Source organism: Deinococcus pimensis DSM 21231 (assembly GCF_000519345.1).
In the GTDB taxonomy this organism is placed as follows: domain Bacteria; phylum Deinococcota; class Deinococci; order Deinococcales; family Deinococcaceae; genus Deinococcus_A; species Deinococcus_A pimensis.
Genome location: NZ_KI912656.1, coordinates 16,222 through 23,017, shown reverse-complemented (window position 1 = coordinate 23,017; position 6,796 = coordinate 16,222). Strand labels below are relative to the sequence as shown.

At 71.7% G+C, this 6,796-nt stretch carries 10 protein-coding genes; 5 read left to right on the top strand and 5 right to left on the bottom strand.

The features are described from left to right. Nucleotides 1-593: ATP-binding cassette domain-containing protein (locus DEIPI_RS0116070; RefSeq protein WP_045234511.1), on the bottom strand; the 593-nt coding region annotated here is incomplete at its 3' end. Nucleotides 594-660: 67 nt separating this feature from the next. Between DEIPI_RS0116070 and DEIPI_RS0116065 the strand changes: the two genes are divergently transcribed. Together DEIPI_RS0116065 and DEIPI_RS31760 are read left to right on the top strand one after the other, a co-directional pair. Beyond that, nucleotides 661-1,464, top strand: coding sequence for an enoyl-CoA hydratase/isomerase family protein (locus DEIPI_RS0116065; RefSeq protein WP_027482442.1), 804 nt, complete (start codon nt 661-663; stop codon nt 1,462-1,464). 53 nt (nt 1,465-1,517) lie between these two features. Then, nucleotides 1,518-2,288, top strand: a complete 771-nt coding sequence (locus DEIPI_RS31760) for an HAD family hydrolase (protein WP_045234503.1) — start codon at nt 1,518-1,520, stop codon at nt 2,286-2,288. 142 nt (nt 2,289-2,430) lie between these two features. Here the strand turns inward: DEIPI_RS31760 and DEIPI_RS0116055 are convergent, their stop codons facing one another. From DEIPI_RS0116055 to DEIPI_RS0116035, 4 genes are all read right to left on the bottom strand, one after another. Beyond that, complete coding sequence (locus DEIPI_RS0116055) at nt 2,431-2,955, bottom strand: PsbP-related protein (RefSeq protein WP_027482441.1); 525 nt, start codon at nt 2,953-2,955, stop codon at nt 2,431-2,433. 103 nt (nt 2,956-3,058) lie between these two features. Further along, a complete protein-coding gene (serS, locus tag DEIPI_RS0116045) occupies nt 3,059-4,318 on the bottom strand; it encodes a serine--tRNA ligase (protein ID WP_027482440.1) in 1,260 nt (419 codons plus the stop codon). A gap of 54 nt (nt 4,319-4,372) precedes the next feature. Then, complete coding sequence (gatC, locus tag DEIPI_RS0116040) at nt 4,373-4,660, bottom strand: Asp-tRNA(Asn)/Glu-tRNA(Gln) amidotransferase subunit GatC (RefSeq protein ID WP_027482439.1); 288 nt, start codon at nt 4,658-4,660, stop codon at nt 4,373-4,375. 26 nt (nt 4,661-4,686) lie between these two features. Then, nucleotides 4,687-5,466, bottom strand: coding sequence for a DUF554 domain-containing protein (locus tag DEIPI_RS0116035; protein WP_027482438.1), 780 nt, complete (start codon nt 5,464-5,466; stop codon nt 4,687-4,689). Nucleotides 5,467-5,560: 94 nt separating this feature from the next. Between DEIPI_RS0116035 and DEIPI_RS35675 the strand changes: the two genes are divergently transcribed. From DEIPI_RS35675 to DEIPI_RS31750, 3 genes are all read left to right on the top strand, one after another. Further along, nucleotides 5,561-6,448 carry an alpha/beta hydrolase gene (locus DEIPI_RS35675; protein ID WP_052351779.1) on the top strand — a complete coding sequence of 296 codons (888 nt, stop codon included), beginning with the start codon at nt 5,561-5,563 and terminating at the stop codon, nt 6,446-6,448. Between the two features lie 60 nt (nt 6,449-6,508). Further along, nucleotides 6,509-6,658 (top strand): hypothetical protein, encoded by a 150-nt coding sequence (locus tag DEIPI_RS40060; protein WP_169737135.1) that lies wholly within the window; start codon nt 6,509-6,511, stop codon nt 6,656-6,658. Beyond that, on the top strand, nt 6,655-6,796 hold a 142-nt coding region (locus DEIPI_RS31750; protein ID WP_045234502.1), incomplete at its 3' end, for a helix-turn-helix domain-containing protein. The genes DEIPI_RS40060 and DEIPI_RS31750, both read left to right, overlap by 4 nt.

The window sequence follows — 6,796 nt, the reverse complement described above, 5'->3', positions numbered from 1 at the left end:
CCCGACCCCCCGAGCGCCGCGACCACCGCGCGCAGGTCCGCGCGCGAGGCCGCGTCCACGCCCTCGAAGAACTCGTCGAGGACCAGCACGTCCGGCGAGCCCGCGAGCGCGCGCGCCAGCAGCACCCGTCGCCGCTGGCCCTGCGACAGCGTCCGCACGTCCCGCTCCGAGAGGTGGGAAAGTCCGAGCTCCGCGAGGACCGCTCGCGCGCGCGTCTCGTGCGCCGCCACCGCCGGGAAGGCGGGCAGGGGCGTGCGCGTCACGCCGCTCGTCACGACCTGCGCCGCCGTGAGCGCCCAGTCGTGCCGCAGGTACCAGTCGCTCGCCTCGGGCGACACGAGCGCCACCCGCTCGCGCGCCGCGAGTGGACTGCGCGTCTCCCGGCCCGAGAAGCCGTAGGTGCGCTCGCCCGACGACGGCCACGTGAGGCCCGCCACGACCCGGAAGAAGGTGCTCTTGCCCGCGCCGTTCGGTCCCGTCACCGCCCACGTCTCACCGCGCCGCAGGGTCCACGAGACACCCACGAGCGCCTCGCGCCCGTCCACCGTGACGGACACGTCCGAGAGCCGCACGAGGGGAAGGTCCGCCGACATGCCGGAGTCTAGCCCGCCCACCCCACGGGGCGCCGAACGGGCGTTAGGAGCGCCGTTAGACTGGGGCATGGACACCACCCGCTACGAGGCCCTGAAGTTCCACCGCCACGAGGACGGCATCCTGGAGATCGTCCTCCACAACGAGGGCCGCCTCAACTCCGCCGACCACCGCATGCACCGCGAGCTCGCCTACGTCTGGCGCGACATCGACATGTCCGACGAGGTCCGCGCCGTCCTCATCCGCGGCGAGGGACGCGGATTCTCCTCCGGCGGCGACTTCGAGCTCATCGAGGACATGAGCCGCGACTTCCACACCCTCACCCGCGTCTGGAAGGAGGCGCGCGACCTCGTCTACAACGTCGTCAACTGCTCCAAGCCCATCGTGAGCGCCATCCACGGGCCCTGCGTCGGCGCGGGCCTCGCCGTCGCGCTCCTCGCGGACGTCAGCGTCGCCACCCGCACCGCCCGCCTCCTCGACGGGCACACCCGCCTCGGCGTCGCCGCCGGGGACCACGCGGCCATCATCTGGCCCCTGCTGTGCGGCCTCAACAAGGCCAAGTACCACCTGCTGCTCAACGAACCCCTCAGCGGCGAGGAAGCCGAACGCATCGGCCTCGTGAGCCTGTGCGTGGACGAAGCGGACCTCCTGCCGAGGGCGATGGACCTCGCGCGCCGCCTCGCGCGCAGCAGCCCCACCGCCGTCCGCTGGACGAAGTACGCCCTCAACAACTGGCTGCGCGCCGCCGGACCCACCTTCGACACCAGCCTCGCCCTCGAATTCCTCGGCTTCACCGGCCCCGACGTCCGCGAGGGCCTCGCCAGCCTCCGCGAGAAGCGCGAGCCGAACTTCGAGGAGAACGCGCCCCTCTGAAAAAGGAGCCTTCCGCCACCGGGCCCCGAGCGGCCTCCCGCTATCCTGACCGCATGCGCCTCATCGCCTTCGACCTCGACGGGACCCTCCTCGACCACGACAAGACCATCCCGGCGCGCAGCCTCGACGTCATCGAACGGCTGCGCGACCACGACGTGCGCTTCGCGATCATCACGGGGCGCGCGCTCGTCCCGGACGACGTGATGGAGGGCGTCCGGCCCGAGGCGACCGCCACCAGCAACGGCGGCGTCGTCCGCGTCGGGGACCGCATCGTCGCGGAGCACGGCCTGAGCGTCCCCCAGATCCGCGCGGTGGACGCCCTCGTGCCCCAGGACGCCGAACTGTGGGCCTTCGGACCGGACGTCGTCTACACCCGCGATCCCGGGCGCGTCACCGCCGACTGGCTGCGCGAACGCAACCTGCGTCCCCTCGCGGAGGCCGCGGGGGGCGGCGTGTACCAGGTCAGCTTCCGCTTCCCGGACGCGCGCCGCCTCGCGCCCGACATCCTCGCCGTGGGCGGCCTCACCGTCACGGGCGGCCTCGCCCCGTACGAGTCGTTCATGACCGTCACGCACGAACGCGCCACGAAGGGCCACGCCCTGCACGACATCGCCCGCGAGCTCGGCGTGCCCATGCACCGCACCGTCGTGTTCGGCGACAGCGACAACGACGTCGCCATGTTCGAGGTGGCGGGCACCAGCGTCCAGGTCGGCGACGCCGCCTGCCTCGTGGACGTCGCGCACCACCAGGTCAGCTGCTCCGCCCTCGGGCTGCCCGGCTGGCTGGAGGACTACGTGGAGGAACTCGCGCGCGAACTCGCGTGAAAGGAGGCGGGAACGGCCCGGTCGTCATGGCTGGGCCGTCCACGTGTCTCCGTATGGATGAGGAGTGGCCGTCCACGTTCTGGCAACGTACGGATCGGAGCGGTCCGATCCTCATGCCCGGGGCGTTGGCGCGTCTCTGTCTCTATTTGAGTTTGAAGTTGATCGCCACCTCGCCCGTCCGCGCGTACACGTCGTTGAAGCGCGCGCGGTCGGCGGTGAGGGTGATCGCGACGGCCCGTCCGTTCTGCACGGCGAACAGCTGCGACCAGCGCAGCGTGTACTGCCCCTGACGGCCCTCGTAGATCAGCTCGCGGCCCTTGAGGGCCCCCACGTTGCGCTCACGCTCCGCGAGGAGATTGAAGTCCGTGACGGCCTGCTGACCGAAGGTCTTCGCGGCCTCCACGAGGTCCGTGAGGGTCCCGCCCGGCGGCACCTTCTCCACGATCACGTTGACGTTCGACGTGAACGCGCCGGGTTTCGGCGGTTCCAGGAAGAACACCGCCGCGCCCATGAGGTCCTCCTTGACCAGCCAGCCCTTCGGGTACGTGGTCGTGAAGGAGAATTTCCTGTTCACGTAGGCCGTCTGCGCGAGGGCGAAGGTGGGCAGCGCGAGCGCCACGAGCGACAGGCCGAGGGCCCGCGCGGACCGGACGGGGGAGAGCGTCATGCGCCCATTGTGACCTCTTCCCGCGCCTCCGGACGCGAAACCAAACGAGGACCGGGAAGGGACGACCTTCGCCCCTTCCCGGTCCTGGGCCTCCAGGGGCGGGTCAGCCGATCCGCTCGCGTCCGCCCATGTAGGGCCGGAGCGCCTCGGGCACGCGGATGCTGCCGTCCGGCTGCTGGTGGTTCTCCAGCAGGGGCACCAGCACGCGCGGCACGGCGATCCCGGTGTTGTTGAGGGTGTGCGCGAAGCGGACCCTGCCGTCCTCGTCGCGGAAGCGCAGGTTCGTGCGCCGGGCCTGCCAGTCGCCGAGGTACGAGCACGAGTGCGTCTCGCGGTAGCGGCCCTCCGACGGCACCCAGGCCTCCACGTCGTACATCAGGACCTTGCCGCGCCCCATGTCCCCGGTCGAGTTGATCATCACGCGGTACGGGAGCTCCAGGCCGCGCAGGATCACCTCGGCGCCCTCCAGCAGGCGGTCGAACCACGTCCAGGCGTCCTCGGGGCGGCACAGGACGTACTGTTCCACCTTGCGGAACTCGTGGACGCGCATGAGGCCGCGCACGTCGCGGCCCGCGCTGCCCGCCTCGCTGCGGAACGCGCCCGACAGCGCCGCGTACGCGACGGGCAGAGCGGAAGCGTCGAGGATCTCGCCGGCGTACAGGCTGTTGACGGGCACCTCGGCGGTCCCGGCGAGCATGAGCTCCTCGCCCTCGATCTTGTACACCTGATCCTCGCCGCCGGGGAAGTGTCCCGTCCCGACGAACGCGTCGGGCCGCACGAGCGCCGTGGTGCTCAGCAGCGTGAAGCCGCGGTCCGCGAGGACGTCGAGGGCGTACGTGATCACGGCCTGCTCCAGCCGCACGAGCTCGCCCTTGAGGAGGTACGAGCGGCTGCCCGAGACGCGCGCGACGCGCTCCAGATCGGCCCAGCCGTGCTTCTCGAGGAGCTGCACGTGGTCGAGCGGGGTGAAGTCGAACGTCCGGGGCGTGCCCTCGCGGCGCAGCTCGACGTTGTCCTCGTCGCTCGCGCCGAGGGGCGCGCGCTCGTCCGGGATGCTGGGGACCTGCAGCAGCAGCACGCGCAGCGCGTCCTCGTGGGCGCGCAGGGTGGGTTCGAGCGCGCGGATCTCCTCCGCGAGGTCCTTGCCTTTCTGGATGAGGGCGGGCCGCTCGTCGGGGGTGGCCTTCGGGACGAGCTTCGCGTTCGCGTTGCGTTCGGCCTGCACGGCCTCGAGTTTCTGGCGGAGTTCGAGGAGCTCCGCGTCGACGCGCAGGAGGTGGTCGAGGTCGAGGTCGAGGTGCTTGACCTCGATGGCGCGGCGGACCTGGTCCGCGTGGTCACGGATGAACTTGAGGTCGAGCATGGGGATCCTTTGGCGTCCGGGCGTGCGCGGGCGCGTGCTGGGGGAGAGCGGGCGTTACTGGTCGACGGTGCGGGGCACGCGGAAGAAGCCGTCCTGCCGTTCCACCGCGACGGAGGCGACGTCCCCGGAGGAGAGCAGGTCGCCGGGCTCGTCGGAGCGGGTGACGTTCACGAGCGCGACGGGGCGCGGCATCTCCTCGACGCCGTCCGTGTCGAGGCCGGAGATCTTCTCGAAGTACCCCAGGATGCGGTTGAGGTCGCCCTGCAGGTGCGCGGTCTCCTCCTCGGTGAGGCTGAGGCGCGCGAGCTTCTTGAGGTGCTCCATTTCGGGCGCGTCGATCATGAGGGGGATTATACCGACGGCGGCGCTCAGGTGCCCGTCACGAGCCGCGCGAGCCAGAGCGCCACGGGCGCCACGACGAGGGCGGGCAGCAGCGCGCCGACGCGCACGCGGCGGTCATCGAAGCCGAGCCCGGCGAGCATGAGGTTCCAGCTGATCCCGGCGATCATCAGGCCGCCCGCGCCCGTGACGAGCAGCACGTACGGGTTGGAGGCGAGCGTGGAGGGGTCCGCGCCGCGCAGCAGGGAGGACGCGAGGCCCGCCGCGCCGAGCGCGACGCCGCCCTGCAAGACCAGCACGACGAGCGCGCTGAAGCCCACCCCGATCCCGTAGACCCCGGCGAGCGCGAGGGCGGAGATGCCGTCGAGGGTGGCCTTCACGAGCAGGGCGCCGGGATCGAGCAGCAGGCCGTTCTGGATGCTGCCGATGAGGGTGAGGGGGCCCACGCAGAACAGCAGGCTCGCGGCGACGAAGCCCTCCGTGAAGCGTCCGCCGCCCCGGAAGCGCCGCCGCAGGTTCTCCCCGAGTCCTTCGAGGCGCTCCTCGAGCTTCAGGGCCTCGCCGAGGACGGCGCCCACGGCGAGCGAGACGAGCGCGAGGATGACGCCGGGCACGCTGCCCGCGCTGACCCGGCCGACGTCCTGCGCCATGCCGAGCCCGATGAAGAGCGTGACGAGGCCGAGGGTCTGGAGGAGGGTGCGCTGCGTCTGGGCGCTGAGCCGTCCGCCGAGGGCGAGGCCGAGGGCGGTCCCGGCGAGGACGGTCGCGATGTTGACGAGCGTTCCGGAGAGCTGCGAGAGGAGATTCACCGTCCCAGCCTACCCTCATGAGAAGTGAGCCGATCCTGAGAAGAACGTAAATTTTTTGTGGAAAGAGGTGGTCCTGATCTTTAGGATGTCTTTAATGAAGCAGTTCGTGGGTCGTGCCGTCACCACCGCGCTCCTCGCCCTCGCCGCCGGCGCCGCCGCGCAGGGCGTGCCCGCCCCGTCCCGCCTGGAAGCCGCCGTCCCGCCCGGCGTGCGCGCCCTGCCCAGCCTGCCCGCGCCCCTCGTGAGCCGCGTCGACGTCCTCGGCAATCTCGACCTCCCCACGCTCGCCGCCCGCCGCGACGTCCGCGTCTACCTGCCGCCCTCCTACGCGGGCGGCACCCGCCGCTACCCCGTCCTGTACCTCCAGGACGGCCAGACCCTCTTCGGCCGCTGGGACCTGCAGAACGTCGCCGACACGCTCGCCCGTTCCGGCGTGGAGCTCATCCTCGTCGCCGTGGACCATGGCGGGACCTCACGCACCTCCGAGTACACCGTCACGCCCGACCCCGCCCGCGGCGGCGGCGCCGGCGACCGTTACCTCGCCGACCTCGTCCGCACCGTCAAGCCCGCCGTGGACGCCCGCTACCGCACCCTTGCGGACGCGAAGCACACCGGCGTCGCCGGAACGGACCTCGGCGGCCTCATCAGCGTCGAGGCGGGCCTGCGCTATCCGAACACGTTCGGCTTCGTCGGCGCGCTCAGCCCCGCCCTCGACTGGGCCGACCTCTCCGTCGTCCGCGAGACGTGGAAGGCCCCGCGCGCCGGACAGGCGTACTACGTCAGCGTCGGCACGAGGGAGGGCGGCACCCCCGACGCGGACCTCGCGCGGATCATGGACGCGGGCCAGCTCATCTGGGCGCTCGGCGCGCAGGGCGCCCGCGTCGGCTACCTCGAGATCGAGGGCGACGGCCGCGCCGACACGTCCCTGCGCGGACGCCTGCCCGGCCTGCTGCGCGGCTTCCATTCCTTTGCGACGAATTGAGGAACGCCCGGCGTTGCATTGACGCGCGCCTGACAGCCCAGGGGCTACACTGAGGTCACGTTGAACACCATTCACCGTCGTCAGGAACCAGCCAGGCCGCCCGCCCACCGCGCCGCCACGCGCCTGCCCGAGCTTCCCCACGATCAGGGCCGCCCCATGCCGGGCGGCCCTGCCTGCTTTCCCTTCTTCCGTCCGGAGGTGAGCGAGTGACCCTGCGCGAACAGTTCGACCGTCTGCCGAGGCTCCTGAAGGTCAGCGAGGTCTGCGAGTACACCGGCTGCCACGAACGCACCGTGCGCCGCTGGATCCGCGACGGGCGGCTGCCCGCCGTGGAGAGCGGCGCGGGCC